Origin of the sequence: Bradyrhizobium sp. SEMIA, assembly GCF_014844175.1 — a bacterium.
In the GTDB taxonomy this organism is placed as follows: domain Bacteria; phylum Pseudomonadota; class Alphaproteobacteria; order Rhizobiales; family Xanthobacteraceae; genus Bradyrhizobium; species Bradyrhizobium arachidis.
The window spans coordinates 9020937-9038487 of record NZ_CP046601.1 but is presented as its reverse complement, the minus strand read 5'-3'; the positions used below and the strand labels follow the sequence as shown (position 1 = coordinate 9038487).

The window sequence follows — 17551 nt, the reverse complement described above, 5'->3', positions numbered from 1 at the left end:
GGGAGCCGCGCATGGGCGAAGCGAGAATTCTGCTGCGTGACGCGCCGGTCGCCACCATCGGCGCAGGCGAGGTCGAGCGCAAGCTGAGCGTGCTCGAACTGTTGTGGAACGACGGTTTCGTGCGCAAGACCGTCATCATCCTGTTCCTCGCCGCGGTCTGGGAAGCCTACGGCGTTTACCTCGACAATCCCCTGCTGTTTCCGACGCTGCACGACACGCTTCTGACGCTGTACGACCGCGTGAAGGACGGCACGATCCCGATGCGGGCCTGGACCTCGCTAAAAGTCTTGTTCATGGGCTATTCCGCCGGCATCGTGCTCGCTGCAATCTTCACCATCCTTGCGATCTCCACCCGGATCGGCACCGATTTCCTGGAAACGGTGACGGCGATGTTCAACCCGCTGCCGGCGATCGCGCTCTTGCCGCTGGCGTTGATCTGGTTCGGGCTCGGAAATGGCAGCCTGGTCTTCGTGCTGATCCATTCGGTGCTGTGGCCGGTTGCGCTCAACACCCATTCCGGCTTCAAGAGCGTGTCCAACACGCTGCGCATGGTCGGGCGCAATTACGGCCTGCGCGGCTTGCCTTATGTGGCGAAAATCCTGATCCCCGCGGCGTTCGGCTCGATCCTGACCGGCCTCAAGATCGGCTGGGCCTTCGCCTGGCGAACCCTGATCGCGGCCGAGCTGGTGTTCGGCGTGTCCTCGGGGCAGGGCGGGCTCGGCTGGTTCATCTTCGAGAACCGCAACCTGCTCGACATACCCGCGGTGTTCGCGGGCCTCTTGACGGTGATCATCATCGGGCTCTTTGTCGAGAACCTGATCTTCCGCGCCATCGAGCGGAATACCGTCCAGAAATGGGGCACTCAATCATGACCAAGAAGAAAACACCCGATCAGCTCCGCAGCGCGCGCTGGTTCGCGCCCGACGATCTCCGCTCGTTCGGCCACCGCTCCCGCACCATGCAGATGGGCTACGCGCCGGAGGAGTGGAAGGACCGTCCGTGCATCGCGATCCTCAACACCTGGTCGGACGCGCAGCCCTGCCACATGCATTTCAAGTCGCGCGTCGACGACGTCAAGCGCGGCATCCTGATGGCCGGCGGCCTGCCGATCGAGCTGCCGGCGCTGTCGCTGTCGGAATCGCTGCTCAAGCCGACCACCATGCTCTACCGCAACCTGCTGGCGATGGACGCCGAGGAGCTCTTGCGCAGCCATCCCGTCGATGGCGTGGTGCTGATGGGCGGCTGCGACAAGACCACGCCGGCGCTGCTCTTGGGCGCGACCTCGATGAACATCCCGGCGATCTACCTGCCGGCCGGTCCCATGCTGCGCGGAAACTGGAAGGGCAAGACGCTCGGCTCCGGCTCCGACGGCTGGAAATACTGGGACGAGCGCCGCGCCGGAAAGATCTCCGACAAGGACTGGCTCGACATCGAAGCCGGCATCGCCCGCAGCTACGGCACCTGCATGACCATGGGCACGGCTTCCACCATGACGGCGATTGCGGAGGCGATCGGCATGACGCTACCGGGCGCCTCCTCGATTCCGGCCGCTGACGCCAACCACATCCGCATGGCCAGTGAATGTGGCCGCCGCATCGTCGAGATGGTGTGGGAGGATTTGACGCCGACGACGATCCAGACCCGCAAGGCGTTCGAGAACGCGATTGCAGTCGCAATGGCGATGGGCTGCTCGACCAACGCGATCATCCATCTGATCGCGCAGGCCCGCCGCGCCGGCCAGGACATCGGCCTCGACGATTTCGAGATCGCGAGCCGCAAGGTGCCTGTCATCGCCAACGTCCGGCCGAGCGGCGATGCCTACCTCATGGAAGACTTCTTCTATGCCGGCGGCCTGCCGGCGCTGATGGGGCAGATCAAGCAGCATCTGCATCTCGACTGCATTACGGTGACTGGCAAGACGCTGGGCGAGAACATCGACGGCGCCGAGGTTCACAATGCCGACGTGATCCGCTCGGTCGACAATCCCATCTACAAGGAAGGCGCCCTCGCCGTGCTCAAGGGCAATCTTGCGCCCGACGGCTGCGTCATCAAGCCCTCCGCCTGCGCGCCGCGCTTCCTCAAGCACACCGGGCCGGCGCTGGTGTTCGACGACTATCCCTCGATGAAGAAGGCGGTCGACGATCCCAACCTCGACGTCACCGAGGATCACATCCTCATCCTGCGCAATGCCGGGCCGCAGGGTGGGCCGGGCATGCCGGAATGGGGCATGCTGCCGATCCCGACCAAGCTCGTGAAGCAGGGCGTGCGCGACATGGTGCGCATCTCGGATGCACGCATGAGCGGCACCAGCTACGGCGCCTGCATCCTGCACGTCTCGCCGGAGTCCTACATCGGCGGCCCGTTGGCGCTGGTGCAGAATGGCGACCGCATCACGCTCGACGTCGCCGCGCGCACCATCAACCTCGACGTATCGGAGGCCGAGCTCGCAAAGCGCCGCGCCGCCTGGAAGCAGCCCGAGCGCCGCTTCGAGCGCGGCTATGGCTGGATGTTCACCAAGCACATCAAGCAGGCCAATGACGGCTGCGACTTCGACTTCCTCGAGACCGATTTCGGCGCGCCGATCGGCGAGCCGTCGATCTATTAGCACAACTGTCATTCCGGGGCGCGCCACTTGGCGCGAGCCCGGAATCCATACTCCCGATCGTGGTTATGGATTCCGGGCTCATCGCTTCGCGATGCCCCGGAATGACGAGAAGAGAGGGCGTACCAAATGACCAAACTATCCGAAGCCACCCGCAACAAGCTCAAATCCGTCTCCACCGCCACCGTCGCCACCGCTTTGTTCAAGCGCGGCCTGCGCATCCAGATGATCCAGGATGTGCATCCCCTCGGCCCTGACCAGCCGACCATGGTCGGCGAGGCCTTCACGCTGCGCTACATGCCGGCGCGCGAGGATCTCAACACCATCGATGTGTTCAAGGACCGCTCCCATCCGCAGCGCAAGGCGGTCGAGGATTGCCCGCCGGGCGCCGTGCTGGTGATGGACAGCCGCAAGGACGCGCGCGCGGCCTCCGCCGGTGCCATCCTGGTCACGCGACTGATGAAGCGCGGCGTCGCCGGCGTCGTCACCGACGGCGGCTTTCGCGATTCCGCCGAGATCGCCAAGGTCGGCATTCCCGCCTATCACCATCGTCCCTCGGCGCCGACCAACCTCACGCTGCACCAGGCGATCGAGATCAACGTGCCGATCGGCTGCGGCGATGCGCCGGTGTTTCCCGGTGACGTCATCCTCGGCGACGCCGACGGCGTCATCGTGATCCCCGCGCATCTCGCCGACGAGATCGCCAATGAGACTTTCGAGATGACCGCGTTCGAGGATTTCGTCACCGAGGAAGTCGGCAAGGGCCGCGGCATCTTTGGACTCTATCCCGCCACCGATCCGCAGACGCTCACCGATTTTGCGGAATGGCGGAAGAAGAACGGCCGCTAAAACCAAAACCAGACCACATCAAGAAACAGGCCGGCCGCATCAAGCGCCGGCCTTTTATCAAGCAGGGAGGACTTTTATGAATTTCACACGACGCAACCTCGTGGCCGGCGCTGGCGCCGTGGCAGCATCCACGCTTCTCGCGCGCGCCGCCGGCGCCCAGTCGTTCGCCTTCACGCCGAACCAGCGCTATCCAGATCCCGCCGTCCAGATCCTCGACCCGAGCTTTGGCAAATACCGGCTCTATTCCTCGACGGTCGAGCAGGTCGCGACCGGCATGCGCTGGGCCGAAGGCCCCGCCTATTTCCCTGAGGGCGGCTATCTCCTGTTCTCGGACATTCCCAACAACCGGATCATGAAGTTCGACGAGAAGACCGGTCAGACCAGCGTGTTCCGCGCCAACGCCAATTACGCCAACGGCAATGCGCGCGACCGCCAGGGCCGCCTCGTCACCTGCGAGCACTCCGTCACCCGCCGCATCACCCGCACCGAGAAGGACGGCAAGATCACCGTGCTCGCGGACAAGTTCGAGGGCAAGCGGCTGAACGCGCCGAACGATATCGTGGTGAAGTCGGACGAGAGCATCTGGTTCACCGATCCCCTGTTCGGCATCAACGGCGAGTGGGAAGGCAAGAAGGAGAAGGCCGAGCAGGCCACCACCAACGTCTACCGCATCGCAAAGGACGGCAAGCTCAGCGCCGTCCTCACCGACCTCGTCAACCCGAACGGCCTTGCCTTCTCGCCGGACGAGAAGAAGCTCTACATCGTCGAGTGGAAGGGCACGCCCAACCGCAGCATCTGGAGCTACAATGTCGGCGACGATGGCTCGCTGAGCGGCAAGACCAAGCTGATCGACGCCGCCGACCAGGGCTCGCTCGACGGCTTCCGCGTCGATCGCGACGGCAATCTCTGGTGCGGCTGGGGCTCCAACGGCGCGCTGCAATCCGAGCCGACCGATGTCGGCGGCCGCAAGGTGTTTCAGCTCAAGGGCAAGCCGGAGGATCTCGACGGCGTGATGGTGTTCAGCCCCGAAGGCAAGCCGCTCGCCTTCATCAAGCTGCCCGAGCGCTGCGCCAATCTCTGCTTCGGCGGCCCGAAGAACAACCGGCTCTACATGGCGAGCAGCCATTCGGTCTATGCGCTGTATGTCGAGGCGCACGGGGCGGTGTGAGAGTGTTGGTGGGGCGGTAGCTCGCCCCACATCCCCACTGTCGTCCCTGCGAACGCAGGGACCCATAACCCCAGGGAGCAGTTTGGCGAAGATTAACAGTGAACACTTCTTCGCCGGTACTGCTCTCGCACCCTCCCGATACATCACGCGGTATGGGTCCCTGCGCCCGTGCGCAATTGCGCACTAGGCAGGGACGACGGCTGTGGGTGTCGCTACACCCCGGCCTCCGCCATCCCGGCCGCCCACAGCGCGAACGCATACACGATCGCCACCTCATCGAGCCGGTCGAACCGTCCCGATGCGCCGCCATGGCCGGCGCCCATGTTGGTGCGCAAGAGCACCGGGCCACCACCGCGCATGGTGGCGCGCAGGCGCGCGATCCATTTGGCGGGCTCCCAATAGGTCACGCGCGGATCGGTCAATCCGCCCATCGCCAAAATCGCCGGATACTCCTTCGCTGCGATATTGTCGTAAGGCGAGTACGACAGGATGGTGCGAAAATCCTTCTCGCTCTCGATCGGGTTGCCCCATTCCGGCCATTCCGGCGGCGTCAGCGGCAGCGTGTCGTCGAGCATGGTGTTGAGCACATCCACGAACGGCACCTCGGCGACGATGCCGGCGAACAATTCGCCTGCGCGGTTCGCGACCGCGCCCATCAGCATGCCGCCGGCCGAGCCGCCATGGCCGACGATGCGTTTTGCGCTGGTGTATTTCGCATCGATCAGCGCGCGGGCGCTTGCGGCGAAATCATCGAACGAGTTCGTTTTCTTCTCGCGCTTGCCGTCGAGATACCAGCCCCAGCCCTTGTCCGCACCGCCGCGGATATGGGCGATGGCGTAGACGAAGCCGCGGTCGACCAGCGACAGGCGGTTGGCGCTGAACGAGGCCGGCATCGCCATGCCGTAGGAGCCATAGCCGTAGAGCAGCAGCGGCGCCGAGCCGTCGAGCTGGAGCCCGCGGCGATAGAGGATCGAGACCGGCACCTCTGCACCATCCTGCGCCTTCGCCATGATGCGGGTGGTGACATAGTCGGCGACGTCGTGGCCCGACGGAATCTCCTGGCGCTTGCGCAAGGTCCGCGTGCGCTTGACCATGTCGTAGTCATAGACTTCCGACGGCGTCGTCATCGACGAATAGGAGAAGCGTAAGTTCGTCGTCTCGAATTCGTAGGAGCCCATCGTGTCGAGCGAGTAGGCGGCCTCGTCGAAGGCGATGGCGTGCTCTTCCCCGCCGGCGAGATCGCGGATCACGATCGACGGCAGTGCATTGGCGCGCTCCAGCCGCACCAGATGTCCGGCATAGAGATCGAGGTCGATGATGTAGATGCCGGGACGATACGGGATCAGGTCGCGCCAGTTCTTGCGCTCGGGCGAAGAAAGCGGCGCCGTGACGATCTTGAAGTCGATGGCGTCGTCGGCATTGGTGAGGATGAACAGCTCGTCGCCGCGATCGGCCAGCGAATATTGCACGCCGTCCTCGCGCGCCGCGACAAGGCGCGGCGGCGCCTCGGGGTTGGCGAGATCGATCAGCCGCTGTTCCGAGGTCTCGTGGTCGCCGCCGGCGATCACGCAGAAGCGGCCGCTGGTGCTCTCGTGCAGATGGGTGAACCAGCCGGCATCCTGCTCCTCATAGACCAGCGTGTCGTCGGCCTGTTTCGTGCCGAGCCTGTGCCGCCACACCTGCATCGGCCGGTGATTGTCGTCGAGCTTCACATAGAAGAAGCTCTTGGCATCCTTGCTCCAAACGACGCCGCCATCGGTCTCCTCGACGAGATCGTCGAGATCCTTCCCCGTCGCCCAGTTGCGCACGCGGATCGAAAAATATTCCGAGCCCTTGGTGTCCGCGCTCCAGGCCTGAAGCTTGTGATCGTTCGAGTGCCGGCTGCCGCCGAACTTGAAATATTTGTGGTCTTTTGCGAGCGCGTCGCCGTCGAGCACGATATGCTCGTTGCCGCCATCGCGCGGCATGCGGCCGAACAGCTCGTGCTGCCCGCCCTCGCGGAACCTGCGGAAATAGGCGAAAGGACCATCCGGCGACGGCACGCTGGAATCGTCCTCCTTGATCCGGGAGCGCATCTCGCGCACCAGCGTCTTCTGCAAGGACGAGGTATGCCCGAGCAGGCTCTCGGTGTAGCCGTTCTCCTCGTCCAGATATTTGCGGATATCAGCATCGAGCACCGCGGGATCGCGCAGCACCTCCTGCCACTTCTCATCCTTCAGCCAGGCACAGTCGTCGGTCACGGTGATCCCGTGCCGGGTGAAGGAATGCGCCCGGCGCGGGGCGACGGGGGGCTTTGAAGGTGTCTTGGCGTGGGTCACTCGATCCTCATTGCGTCTCATCGGAACCCATCTCGTCATGCGCGGGCTTGACCCGCGCATCCATCAAAGACGATTTCTTGAGCGATGGATTGCCGGGTCAAGCCCGGCAATGACGGCCGTAGAAAGCGGCGGGTCGCCCATAATATGGCGACAAGCCCGCGAATTGCCAGCATGGCCGTTCCAGCCACTGCGCCAAGTCGCCGGGTTGTTGATCAGCCCCTTCTATGCTTTTACGGGCCATATCCCCGCCGCCGGTCCAGCCTGATGCTGTTCAACTCCTATCCGTTCATCCTGCTGTTCCTCCCCGCTGTGCTCGCCGGCTATTTCTGGCTGGGGCGGCGCAGCAATCTGGCGCCCGTGATCTGGCTGGCGCTGGCCTCGCTGACTTTCTACGCCATCGGCAACTGGCAGTTCGTGGCCCTGCTGCTGCTCTCGATCGCCTTCAACTACGGCGTCGGCCATCTCCTCATCGTGGCGAAGCTCGCCCCCGGACAACGAAAGGCGGCGCTCGCGTTTGGCGTCGCCGGCGATCTCCTCGTGCTCGGCATCTTCAAATATGCCGGGTTTGCTACCGAAAACATCAACGCGCTGCTCGGCACGCACATCGCCGTCCACATCCTGCTGCCGGTCGGCATCTCCTTCTACACCTTCACGCAGATTGCGTTCCTCGTGGATGCCTGGCGCGGCCAGGTCGCGGCCTATGCACTGCCGCATTACGCGCTGTTCGTGACTTATTTCCCGCATCTGATCGCGGGGCCGATCCTCCACCACAAGGACATGATCCCGCAATTCGCGCGCAAGGAAACCAAGCATCCGGACGCGCATCTGATCCTGTGCGGAATCATCATCTTCGCGATCGGCCTGTTCAAGAAGACCTGCCTTGCCGACGGCATCCAGCCGCTGGTTGCGCTCGCCTTCGAGGCGCGCTCGCCGAGCTTCGACCAGGCCTGGCTTGGTGCGCTTGCCTACACGTTCCAGCTCTATTTCGATTTCTCCGGCTATTCCGACATGGCGATCGGCATATCGCTGATGTTCGGCATCTTCCTGCCCGTGAATTTCAACTCGCCCTACAAGGCCGCCAGCATCGTCGATTTCTGGCGCCGCTGGCATATGACGCTGTCGCAGTTCCTGCGCGACTATCTCTACATCCCGCTCGGCGGTAACAGGCGCGGCCGCGTGCTGCGCTATGTCAACCTGCTGATCACGATGCTGCTTGGCGGCCTCTGGCATGGCGCCGCCTGGACCTTTGTGGTGTGGGGCACGCTGCACGGCGCTTATCTTTGCGTCAATCACGCTTTCAACGCGCTGGTGCCTGATGTTCCGGCGTTGCTTGCGCGCCCCGTCCGCATCGCGGGCGCTGCGCTGACCTTTCTTGCCGTCGTCATCGCCTGGGTGTTCTTCCGCGCCGAGAGCGTCGCCTGGGCGCTGCGGATCCTGCACGCGATGGCCGATCCCTCGAACATCGTCCTCGGCCGCGAGGAGATCGCGGCGCTGGTGATGATTGCGATCTACGCGGCGCTGGTGTGGCTGGCGCCGAACACGCAAGAGGTCATGGGATACGATCACGGCAACCGCCGCGTCGGCGAGGCGTTGCGGGCCGGGCGCATGCGTCCGCTGGCCCTCTATGCGGCCTCCCTGGTGCTCGCGTTCGGCATTCTGGGCATTCAGAGCCACAGCGAATTCATCTATTTCCGGTTCTGATGCAGGGCACCCCCACACATCTGAGGCGTTTTCTGCTCGCGAGCATCGTGTGCATGCTGGGCGCGGCAGTGCTGACCTATGTCGTCGATCCCCTGCAGCTGTTCCGCGCCTCGCGTCTCGCCTTCTATTCCGACGACACGCGGGTGCAGAATGCCGGGCTGATCCGCAGCCAGTCGTTCGACACCGCCTTCATGGGCACCTCGCTGGCGATCCATTTCCGCCAGAGCGACATCGACCGCGCGCTCGGTGTCCATTCGATCAAGCTGGCGATGACCGGCTCCAACTCGCGCCAGCAGGCTTTCGTCCTGGAGCAGGCGATCGAGGCCGGCGCAAGGCGCGTGATCTGGGAGATGGACGACTTTATTTTCGTCGATGCCGCGGACATCGCGGCCGATCCTTATCTCTCCGTCGATCTCTATCGCAGGTCGGCCAAGGGCATTGCGTCCTATCTGTTCAGCGCGGCCATGGCGAAGGAATCCCTATTCGGGTTGCTGCGCTCGGTCCCGCCGCTGCGAGAGCCGCTCAGCCGGGCCGCGCCGTATCTCCCGGTCAAGTTCGCACTGGCGAATGTTGACGACATCTACGCCCTGCCGCGGGATTTCGACCTCGCGCGCGATTACAATGCGAACAAGACGCTCGCCTCCTTCGCTTATATCACCGCGCCTTCGCGCCGTCGCTTTCTCGGCGAAGGCTATGGCTATGAGGCCATGGTGCGGCATTTCGAGCAGGACGCCGTCGGTCTGATCACGCGCCATCGCGACGTGACGTTCGACATCTATTTCCCGCCCTATTCGATCCTGCAATTCGTCGCGATGCGCGATGCTTCGCCGGAGACACTGAACATCGTCATGGATCTGACGGCAGTCATTGCGCGGCGCCTGACGCGGCTTCCCAATGTGCGCCTGCACGATTTCCGCGCGATCAAGGCGGTAACGCACGATTTCGCCAATTACGGCGATGTCATACACCATTCGCCTGTGGTGGACGCGATGGTGCTGAAATGGCTAGCGAGCGGGGAGTATCGCGTCGATCCGAAGAAGCCGACGGCATCGCTGGATGAGCTGAAGGCGCAGGTCGAGGCGTATCGCGTGGAGCAGCCCTAGCCAAACATTCCGCTGTCGTCCCGGACAAGCGAAGCGCAGATCCGGTACCCATAACCCAGGGAGAGGTTTGGCGAAGACTAGCGGTGAAAAGGCCTTCGGTACTGCGATCTCGCCCAATCGAGAGATCACGCGGTATGGGTCCCTGCCTTCGCAGGGACGACAGCGCCGTTACACCGCCACCTCTTCACCGAGATACGACACCGCCGCTTCCAGCCCGCCCTTGCCGTGCGGGATCTTCAGTGCGTTCAGGGCGACCTCGACCACTCCGAGCGTGCCGAGCAGCATCGGCGCATTCACATGGCCCATATGGGCGATGCGGAAGGCTTGTCCCGAGAGATCGCCGATGCCGGTGCCGAGCACGACGCCGCATTTGTCCTTGCAATAGCGCTGCAGCACTGCGGGATCATGGCCGTTGCTCATGGTCACCGTGGTCACGGTGTTGGAGCGCTCGTTCGCCTCCGCGACATTGAAGCCGAGCACCTGGCCTTCGGCCCAGACGGCGACGGCGCGGCGTGCGGCTTCGCCGAGCAGGCTGTGGCGGCGGAAGGCGTTCTCCAGTCCTTCCTCGTGCAGCATGTCGATCGCCTGGCGCAGCGCGAACAACAGATGCACCGGCGCGGTGCCGGCATATTTGCGATAATTCTCGGTGCCCTCGCGCTCGCTCCAGCTCCAATAGGGCGTCGACATGTTCGCCTTCTTGTGCACCTCGAGCGCGCGCGTATTGGCGGCGACGAAGCCGAGGCCGGGCGGCGTCATCAGGCCCTTCTGCGAGCCGGACATCGCGACGTCCACGCCCCATTTGTCCATCTCGAACGACATGCAGCCGAGCGAGGCGACAGTATCGACCATGTAGAGGGCGGGATGGCCGGACGCCTTGATGGCCTTGCCGATCGCCTCGATGTCGTTCTGCACGCCCGAGGCCGTATCGACCTGGACCACGACGACGGCCTTGATCGTGTGCTCCTTGTCGCGGCGCAGGCGCTCCTCGACCTCGTGCGGCCGCACCGCACGGCGCCAGTCGCCCTTGAGCACCTCGACCTCGGCGCCCATCAGCGCTGCCGCATTGCCCCAGCCGATCGCGAAGCGTCCGCTTTCCAGCACCAGCACTTTGTCGCCGCGCGACAGCACGTTGCTCAGCGCCGCTTCCCAGGCGCCGTGACCGTTGGCGATGTAGATGTAGGACTTGCCCTTGGTCGCAAACAGTTTCGAGATGTCACCGAGCAGGCTCTCGGTCAGATCCAGCATCTGTTTGGAGTAGATGTCGATCGCCGGACGGTGCATCGCCCGCAGCACCTCGTCGGGCATCGTGGTGGGCCCGGGGATGGCCAGAAATTCCCGGCCCGCGCGAACGGTCATTGCTATCTTCCTTGTGTCGTGAAGACTGTCTGGTGGGTCGCTGATCTGTTCTTTCTACGCGGCGGGACGGCCCGAGAAAAGCACGGAAAACGCAGGTCTGGGGCTCTTATCTCTTAGTCTCCCGGCAACCGGCGGCCTCCGCCTCCTCGACCGAACAGAACCAGCGGGTACCCTTGCTGATCTTCATCTTGATCTGCGCGTACCAGCGGCTGGTCGGCTGGTGATAGATGCACTCGCCTGATGAGTTGACGTTGCCCTTGATGGTGCAGTCCGGCGAGGGCGCGATGGGGCCCGAGGCGGACGCGAGCAGCACTGCATGCGCGCCCTCCGGCGGCTTGGTCGCGCCCAGGATCGGAGTCTTCTTGTTGCGCACGCGCCAGTCCCAGGGCGCGATGAAGGCGCCCTGCCACATCCCGGCTTTTGCCTCACGCGCGGCAGCCTCATCCGGCTCGTAGTCATGGGAGATGCGGGTGTAGGCCAGCGCCCAGCCGCTATGCACCAGCCATTTCTGGATGTCCTCGCCGCCGACCTCGCAGCGCGCCACAGTGCGGCCGCGCCGGTCGATCGATCGGGTATGGCAGACCCAGGTCTTGCCTTCGGCATATTTGGCCAGCTCGTCGCGGGCCGCGACGCCGCAGGTCCAGCGCTCGGCCTTGGTGTTGAGGCAGAGCTGGTCGACCGCGGGCGCGTCGATTCCGCCGAGCCGGATCCGCGTGTTGCCGATCACGACGGCGTCGCCGGCGCGGACTTTTGCCGTGCCGCTGATGTCGGCGGCTTCGGCCAGCGACGGGACGAGGAAACACAGCGCAATCAGGAATTTTCGCAACATGCCGGTCCGCGTGTGATGAAAATGGCGATAGAGGCGCGCAATTGTGGTCGGCTTTTGGCCGGTGGGCCAGCTTATGCCTGGCGATTGAGCTTTCAACTTCCTGTCATTTGAAAGGTCCCGTAGGGCGGGCAAAGCGAAGCGTGCCCACGATGTCTTGCGTGGCGAGAGATCGTGGGCACGGCGCTCCGCGCCTTTGCCCACCCTACGAGACCTGTGTCCGAGGCACGAGACCGGACTCACCCCCGCGCCATCGCCCGCTTCGCCACCGCCAGCCCCATCAACACGAACGCCGATGTCACCTCCGGCCCGCCGACCAAAATCCGCGTCGGCGTCTTCATCTTGTTCCACTCGTAGGCGCGGAACGGGCCGCGTCGGCCGCCTTCGCCAAGGCTTGCGACGATCACGTTCAGCGCCGGCACGAAGGCGCGCGGATCGGCGCCGAGATGGCCGAGCGCGATCAGCGCCAGCGCGGCGTCGAACGCGTTCATCTCGGCGGTCATCAGCTCGCCCTTGACGTAGGACAGCACGCGGTGGCGGATGAAATCGAAATCGCCGTCGGGATCGATCGCCGCCTGCGCCGCCAGCGGCAGCGCCAGGAACGCCGCATAGCAGCGGCCGAAATAGGCGCTGTAGAGCTCCGGCAGATAATAGATGTGCGAGCGCGGATTGGCGAAGGCGCCGCTCGCGGCAAGCCGCTTCTGGAAGCCGATGATCCGGTGCACGGTGGCGAGCCGCGCCGGCGTCTCCAAAATCTTCCAGCGCGCGAGGTTGCGAAAGCTCACCTCGAGAATGTCGAGATTGAGCGTCGGATCGAGATCGTTGCCGTAGGGGCGCTCGCCCCTGAGATTGTCGATCCAGGTCGCAACGCCGCCTTCATAGTCGATATTGTCATTGAGCGGCACGGTCACGCGTGGCTCGTTTACGCCCGCGCGCACTTGATAGCCGGCATAGAAATCCAGCAGCGGCTGGTCGATGATCGCATCAAGGCAGCCGGCCTGCGTCGCCGCCGAGATCGAGCACGCCGTGGTGTCGCAATCCGGTACATAGACGCCGAAGCCGAGGTCCTGCTTGATCTGCGCGAAGTAGCGCGAGAAGCGCGGATGCGGCGGAGGGGCCAGCGCGGTGATGACGTTGAACCGCGCGCCGTCGATGCCCTCGACCTCTTCGCGGCTGATGTTGACGCAGAAATCCACCATGTCGGCGATCGCGCGCTCGGCTGCGGTCTTGTCCGAGGGCGTGGCGAGCCCGGTCTCGACATAGCTCAGCAGCGCCTCGATGAAGAACGCATCGTAGTAGGCCGAGCGGTGACGGATCTGCACCGGCTCCCACATCGGCTCGGCGATGCCTTTCCAGGGCGGATTGACCACGGCGCGCGCGTGCGTGCGCGCGATGAAGACGCGGGCGAGATTGAACAGCAGCGAGGAGTTCTTGTAGCCGCGCGCATTCAGGCCCGTCAGCGCCATGATCAGCTCGCGCCCGCGGAAATCGGGATCGCCGATCAGGTTGAAGGCGGCATAGGTCGGCAGGAAACCGTTCTTGCGATACGAGCCGAGCAGATGTTGCGCGCAGTCGCGGATCACGCCGTCGATCTGCGCTGGCTGCGGCATCGTACCAGTGAACGCCGCCGGCGGCGGTTTGGGATGATCGAGCGCGATGCTGTCGACGAGATCGGCGACGGGCTGGCCGACCGCGGCCCAGTCCGGCTCGGCATCGTCGCGGGCGCGGGTCAGCGCCTCGCGCAGCCGGGTCAGCTTCGTCTCCTCACGCAGCTCGGGCAGGCCGGCGCGGCGAAGCAGAATGCGCAATGCGGGATTGCCGAGCGCGGTCTTGTAGAATTTGGCCAGATGCGGATCGCCACTGGTCGTCGCCGCCAACACGGGATCGCAGACGTCATAAAGAGAGGGGCCGTCCTTGCGCGCTGTCAGCGCCCGGCAGGCGGCACCGGCGAAATAATGAAAGCTCATGAAATACCTGGTCGCGGGGGCCTTGGTCAGGAGCGGCAGGCACGCTCCCATCCGCGCGCCACCCCCGTGCCAAGTCTTTGAAAAAGCTACCCGGATTCGCGGGAAATACAAATGTGATGATGATCACAGAAAAATCCGGCACGGAGGCTGCATGATGAGGCTCCGGAAGGCTACGGGGGACGCAAAAAATCCGCATATTGGGCCGGGAGAATTAGTTAGCATACTCAGTGCCTTAGCTCAAATTTAGGGCAATCTATTGCCCCGCAGGCGATATCCGGTTAAGGGTTTGTTTGGTGCGGCGCCGCAAATTGCGCGCAATTCGGGGGCACATCCCCGGCCACTCCCTCAAACCTAAAGCCGCTATCGCGCTACTCAAACTGTGTGCGCGCGCTTGGTTGGTCTTTGGCACTGACAGGAATGAAGCGAGATGAATTTAAGGCAGCTCGACATTTCCCGACGCACGATCGCAGTCGCCGCAGCCCTCATCGGCACGGTATCGCTGGTGATCGGCGCCCATGCTGCCCTCAACATGCGCGCGCTCGATGCCGCCAAGGCGGTTTCGACCGACCAGGTCACCGGCTCGATCGGCCAGACCTCGCGCCTCGCCCTCGTCATCGGCAATGGACATTACCCCGACGCCAGCGCGCCGCTGACGCAGTCGATCAACGACGCCCGCGCGCTGTCCTCGAGCCTGCGCAAGAGCGGCTTTGACGTCGACATGGTGGAAGACGCGACCAAGGACGACATGGTCCGCGCCGTCAACCGCCTGAAGTCGCGGATCAAGCGCGACACCGTCGTCATGCTGTTCTTCGGCGGCTTCGGCGTGCAGGCCGGCCGCGAGAGCTACATGCTGCCGGTCGACGCCGTGATCTGGAAGGAGAGCGACGTCCGCCGCCAGGGCGTGTCGATCGAGGGCGTGCTCGACATGATGAAGCAGCAGGGCGCCAAGGCCAAGCTCGTCGTCGTCGACGCCTCCCGCCGCAACCCCTATGAGCGCCGCTTCCGCTCCTACAGCCATGGTCTTGCGCCGATCAGCGCGCCCGACAATGCGCTGATCCTGTCCTCGGCTTCGCCCGGCAAGGTCGTCGACGACGGCAAGGGCGAGCACAGCGTGCTGGTCGGTGAGTTCCTCAACAACCTCAATGCGCAGGGCAGCGCCGAAAGCGTCTTCAACAAGACCCGCGTCGCCATCTCCCGCGCCTCCGAAGGCGACCAGGTCCCGACCGTGTCGTCCTCGCTGCTCGAGGACGTGCAGTTCAACGAAGCCGGCGGCTAGTTTCTGCTCTCTCGTCTTGTGAAGCGATCGTAGGGTGGGCAAAGGCGCAACGCGCCGTGCCCACCATCTTTCAAAGATCTCGATAGAAGACGTGGGCACGCTTCGCTTTGCCACCCTACGAAGTCGTCCCTACTTCGCCGCTTCCGCGGCCATCACCGGCCGCACCGGGTCGCCTTCGCGCAGCAGCGCGCCGGCGCGGGCGACGACGATGTCGCCTTCGTTGAGGCCGTCGCGCACCTCGATATTGCCGCCCGACATCAAGCCGATCTCGACGCGCTTGGTCTCGACGCGGTTGCGGCGGATCACCTGCACCACAGTGCCGGCGGACGAATATTGCACGGCGGTGAGCGGCACCGCGACGTTGCAGCTCTGCCCGGTCTTGATCAGCGCGCGCCCGCTCGCGTTGAGCAGCAGCCGCTTCTGCGAGGAGATGCCGATATAGACCATGCCCTGCTGGATGTTCGGCTCGACGGTCGGCCCGATGCGGCGCACCTTGCCGTCGAGATCGCCAGCGCCGGCGATGCGCACCGTCGCCTGCTGGCCAACCGCGAGCTTGCGGATATCGGTGGTCGCGACCAGGCCAACCAGATCGTATTCGCTGCGCGCCACGATCGTGAACAGCGCCTCGCCCTTGGCCGAGGCCAAATTGCCAATCTGCGCCGTCGAGGTCGCGATCACGCCCGCCACGGGCGCGGCGACTTGAAGCGTGCCGCCTTCGGGCAGCGCGAGGCGCGCCAGCACCTGGCCGGCCGTAATGGTGTCGCCGGCTTCCGCCAGCACCTCCGTCACCTTCAGGCCGGGACGCTCGGGCCGCACCGAGGTTTCCTCGCGCGCGATGATGGTGCCGGTGGCCTCGACGATGTCGGAGAAGCAGGATTTTGCCGCCTTCAGCACCGTGACCGCCGGCCCCTTCGGCGCCTCGTCTTCGGCGGCGCGCGCGGCAGGAGCGGACAGCAGCAGCAGTCCGGTGAGCGCAACGAGATGTCTGGAAAAGAAACGCGCAGGCAATGGACGCATCGGTCATTCCGGTTGGGGCCTTGACGGCCTCATCGATAGCAGAAGCAACCGCGGCGGGCCATGGGCCGGCCGGATGAGAATGCCGCAGCGCAGGCGGCGCGATGCCGCCTGTAGGATTAGTCTTTGAAATGACGAAGAGGTTCGCCGTTGCCTCTTACCCTCCCCCTCCAAGGGAGGGTAAGCGAAGCGCCCTCACGGCAGGCTCAAGAACTCCACCCAGTTCGGCTTCTTGCCGGTCGGATAGGACTTCAGTTTCCCCAGCGCGCCGCTGCTTTGGTCGATCGCATAGACCGTCATGCTGTCGGAGAGCTCGCCGACCGCGGCGAGGTAGCGCCCCGTGGGATCGATGTGGAAGCCGCGCGGCTGCTTCTCGGTAGGCACGCTGCCGATCGTGGTCAGCTTGCCGCTGGTCGCATCGACCTTGTAGGCGGCGATCGTGTTGGTGGTGCGCTCGGAGGCGTAGAGGAAGCGGCCGTCGGGCGTGATGTGGATGTCGGCGGCCCACGGTTTGCCGGTGAACCCTTCCGGCAATGCGGTGGTGCGCTGGATCTCGTCCCACGCGCCGCTTTTGGCCTCATAGGTGAAGGCGGCGACGTCGCCGTTCAGCTCGTGGATCATGTAGACGAACTTGCCGTTGGGATGGAACACGAAGTGTCGCGGTCCCGATTTTTCCGGCACCTTGTGGGTCGGCGGATCGTTCGGCGTCAGCATGCCCGCGGTGGCATCGAACGCGAAGCTCAGCACCTGGTCCGAGCCGAGATTGGTCGCGAACACGAAACGGTTGTCGGGCGATGGCAGGAAGGCGTGCGCGTTGAGCCCGGTCGGAATCACCTGCTTCGGCTCGCCGACAACGCCGTTGGCCTGAAGTGGATTGAGCGCGACCTTGTTGCCGCCATAGGAGGCGCTGAACAGGAATTTGCCGCTATGGTCGACGGCGATGTTCGCCATGCTGTCGGCGAGCGGCCCGTTGCCGATGTGGCTGAGCTGGCCCGTCCTGGGGTCGATCGCAAAGCTCACCGCGAGGAACGGCTGCGAGCGTACGCCGGCGATCAGCACGCGGTGGTCGGGCGTGATCGCGAGCGGCGTCGAGGAGCCGGGCTTCTCGACGCCGGTGAAGGCCGCGGTCTGCACCGCCGTCATCTCGCCGTTGTCGGCCAGCTTGAACACGCTGATGTCGTTGCTGTCGGCGTTGCCGACATAGGCGAAGGTCTCGGCCATGCCGGGGCGGACTCCAGAGATGAGGGCGAGCAAAGCAAGTGTGGTGGCGATCGCAGCGCCTGATGCGCCGCGGCGTGTCGGTCTCAACATGGGGCTCCTCCATCAAGCCGGTGCGGCCCGGTCCTTTTGCCCTGGAGGATAGCGGGAGCC

The 17551-nt window shown here is 64.5% G+C and carries 13 protein-coding genes; 7 read left to right on the top strand and 6 right to left on the bottom strand.

Annotation, left to right across the window (positions count from 1 at the left end):
* Window positions 1–11: 11 nt before the first annotated feature.
* The 4 genes from FOM02_RS43160 to FOM02_RS43145 all read left to right on the top strand — a co-directional run bounded on the left by FOM02_RS43160 (window position 12) and on the right by FOM02_RS43145 (window position 4619).
* A complete protein-coding gene (locus FOM02_RS43160; RefSeq protein WP_027563583.1) occupies window positions 12–872 on the top strand; it encodes an ABC transporter permease in 861 nt (286 codons plus the stop codon).
* Window positions 869–2605, top strand: coding sequence for an L-arabinonate dehydratase (gene araD / locus FOM02_RS43155; RefSeq protein WP_027563582.1), 1737 nt, complete (start codon window positions 869–871; stop codon window positions 2603–2605). The genes FOM02_RS43160 and araD overlap by 4 nt, the downstream gene beginning before the upstream one ends.
* A gap of 126 nt (window positions 2606–2731) precedes the next feature.
* Window positions 2732–3451 (top strand): ribonuclease activity regulator RraA, encoded by a 720-nt coding sequence (locus FOM02_RS43150; protein WP_265441093.1) that lies wholly within the window; start codon window positions 2732–2734, stop codon window positions 3449–3451.
* A 76-nt stretch (window positions 3452–3527) separates the two neighbouring features.
* Window positions 3528–4619 carry an SMP-30/gluconolactonase/LRE family protein gene (locus tag FOM02_RS43145; protein WP_027563580.1) on the top strand — a complete coding sequence of 364 codons (1092 nt, stop codon included), beginning with the start codon at window positions 3528–3530 and terminating at the stop codon, window positions 4617–4619.
* Between the two features lie 212 nt (window positions 4620–4831).
* Here the strand turns inward: FOM02_RS43145 and FOM02_RS43140 are convergent, their stop codons facing one another.
* Window positions 4832–6937 (bottom strand): S9 family peptidase, encoded by a 2106-nt coding sequence (locus FOM02_RS43140; RefSeq protein WP_265441092.1) that lies wholly within the window; start codon window positions 6935–6937, stop codon window positions 4832–4834.
* A gap of 264 nt (window positions 6938–7201) precedes the next feature.
* Between FOM02_RS43140 and FOM02_RS43135 the strand changes: the two genes are divergently transcribed.
* Window positions 7202–8638, top strand: a complete 1437-nt coding sequence (locus FOM02_RS43135) for an MBOAT family O-acyltransferase (RefSeq protein ID WP_027563578.1) — start codon at window positions 7202–7204, stop codon at window positions 8636–8638.
* The gene (locus FOM02_RS43130) at window positions 8638–9741 is read left to right on the top strand and encodes a hypothetical protein (protein ID WP_265441091.1); all 1104 of its coding nucleotides are present in this window, start codon (window positions 8638–8640) and stop codon (window positions 9739–9741) included. The genes FOM02_RS43135 and FOM02_RS43130 overlap by 1 nt, the downstream gene beginning before the upstream one ends.
* A 168-nt stretch (window positions 9742–9909) precedes the next feature.
* Here the strand turns inward: FOM02_RS43130 and FOM02_RS43125 are convergent, their stop codons facing one another.
* From FOM02_RS43125 to FOM02_RS43115, 3 genes are all read right to left on the bottom strand, one after another.
* Window positions 9910–11097, bottom strand: a complete 1188-nt coding sequence (locus FOM02_RS43125) for a pyridoxal-phosphate-dependent aminotransferase family protein (protein WP_027563577.1) — start codon at window positions 11095–11097, stop codon at window positions 9910–9912.
* A 106-nt stretch (window positions 11098–11203) separates the two neighbouring features.
* Entirely contained in the window at window positions 11204–11926 is a 723-nt protein-coding gene (locus FOM02_RS43120) for a thermonuclease family protein (RefSeq protein WP_027563576.1), read from the bottom strand.
* A gap of 236 nt (window positions 11927–12162) precedes the next feature.
* Window positions 12163–13890, bottom strand: coding sequence for a hypothetical protein (locus tag FOM02_RS43115; protein ID WP_027563575.1), 1728 nt, complete (start codon window positions 13888–13890; stop codon window positions 12163–12165).
* Between the two features lie 427 nt (window positions 13891–14317).
* Here FOM02_RS43115 and FOM02_RS43110 point away from each other — a divergent pair, with 427 nt between their 5' ends.
* Complete coding sequence (locus FOM02_RS43110; protein WP_027563574.1) at window positions 14318–15166, top strand: caspase family protein; 849 nt, start codon at window positions 14318–14320, stop codon at window positions 15164–15166.
* Window positions 15167–15295: 129 nt separating this feature from the next.
* On the opposite strand, the gene FOM02_RS43105 is transcribed toward FOM02_RS43110, so the two are convergent.
* Both FOM02_RS43105 and FOM02_RS43100 read right to left on the bottom strand, forming a co-directional pair.
* Complete coding sequence (locus FOM02_RS43105) at window positions 15296–16183, bottom strand: efflux RND transporter periplasmic adaptor subunit (protein ID WP_027563573.1); 888 nt, start codon at window positions 16181–16183, stop codon at window positions 15296–15298.
* Window positions 16184–16375: 192 nt separating this feature from the next.
* The gene (locus FOM02_RS43100; protein WP_027563572.1) at window positions 16376–17491 is read right to left on the bottom strand and encodes a lactonase family protein; all 1116 of its coding nucleotides are present in this window, start codon (window positions 17489–17491) and stop codon (window positions 16376–16378) included.
* Window positions 17492–17551: the final 60 nt, after the last annotated feature.

Coding starts and splice junctions, on each gene's coding strand:
- FOM02_RS43160 (WP_027563583.1), top strand. CDS start 12: ATGGGCGAAGCGAGAATTCTGCTGCGTGACGCGCCGGTCGCCACCATC.
- araD (WP_027563582.1), top strand. CDS start 869: ATGACCAAGAAGAAAACACCCGATCAGCTCCGCAGCGCGCGCTGGTTC.
- FOM02_RS43150 (WP_265441093.1), top strand. CDS start 2,732: ATGACCAAACTATCCGAAGCCACCCGCAACAAGCTCAAATCCGTCTCC.
- FOM02_RS43145 (WP_027563580.1), top strand. CDS start 3,528: ATGAATTTCACACGACGCAACCTCGTGGCCGGCGCTGGCGCCGTGGCA.
- FOM02_RS43135 (WP_027563578.1), top strand. CDS start 7,202: ATGCTGTTCAACTCCTATCCGTTCATCCTGCTGTTCCTCCCCGCTGTG.
- FOM02_RS43130 (WP_265441091.1), top strand. CDS start 8,638: ATGCAGGGCACCCCCACACATCTGAGGCGTTTTCTGCTCGCGAGCATC.
- FOM02_RS43125 (WP_027563577.1), bottom strand. CDS start 11,097: ATGACCGTTCGCGCGGGCCGGGAATTTCTGGCCATCCCCGGGCCCACC.
- FOM02_RS43120 (WP_027563576.1), bottom strand. CDS start 11,926: ATGTTGCGAAAATTCCTGATTGCGCTGTGTTTCCTCGTCCCGTCGCTG.
- FOM02_RS43115 (WP_027563575.1), bottom strand. CDS start 13,890: ATGAGCTTTCATTATTTCGCCGGTGCCGCCTGCCGGGCGCTGACAGCG.
- FOM02_RS43110 (WP_027563574.1), top strand. CDS start 14,318: ATGAATTTAAGGCAGCTCGACATTTCCCGACGCACGATCGCAGTCGCC.
- FOM02_RS43105 (WP_027563573.1), bottom strand. CDS start 16,183: ATGCGTCCATTGCCTGCGCGTTTCTTTTCCAGACATCTCGTTGCGCTC.
- FOM02_RS43100 (WP_027563572.1), bottom strand. CDS start 17,491: ATGTTGAGACCGACACGCCGCGGCGCATCAGGCGCTGCGATCGCCACC.